Source organism: Streptomyces colwelliae, assembly GCF_048158785.1.
Taxonomy (GTDB): Bacteria; Actinomycetota; Actinomycetes; order Streptomycetales; family Streptomycetaceae; genus Streptomyces.
In genome coordinates, this window is sequence record NZ_JBLTJC010001051.1 from 1 (window position 1) to 393 (window position 393).

Genomic DNA, 393 nt, shown 5'->3' on the forward strand with positions numbered 1-393 from the left:
TGCTGCGACTCCCCGAAGGCTGCCGCCCTTGTCACTGAGATGGTCAAGAGCACAAAGCGTTCAGGACTCTGGTTCGCGCGGCGGGCTTCAGTCTTGAGGACGGCGAGGGCGGAGAAGACGTACCAGGACGACATCTCGCCGAGGTCGTCGTTGCCGCCGCCGGCCTCGGCGGCACCACCTGCTGACGGAAGCACACTCGCCTCCGGACGGACCGGCGCCGGCGCCCTCACCGCCAACAACGCGATGACCATCGGAGCCCTGCGCAGGCCGCAGGAATGACATTCGACGAATGGGCCGAGCGCCTGGACCGGGTAGCGCGCCCTTGCTTATTAATGACAGCATGTTGCAAACTAGTGGGGCGTCGACCCGACGCGCACGAGGTTGCCTACTACC

At 65.6% G+C, this 393-nt stretch carries 1 protein-coding gene; it reads right to left on the reverse strand.

Features of this window, described 5'->3' with window-relative positions:
* The coding region (locus tag ACNFOC_RS55780) for a hypothetical protein (RefSeq protein ID WP_416966498.1) at positions 1 to 194 on the reverse strand (194 nt) is incomplete at its 3' end.
* Between the last annotated feature and the right edge of the window lie 199 nt (positions 195 to 393).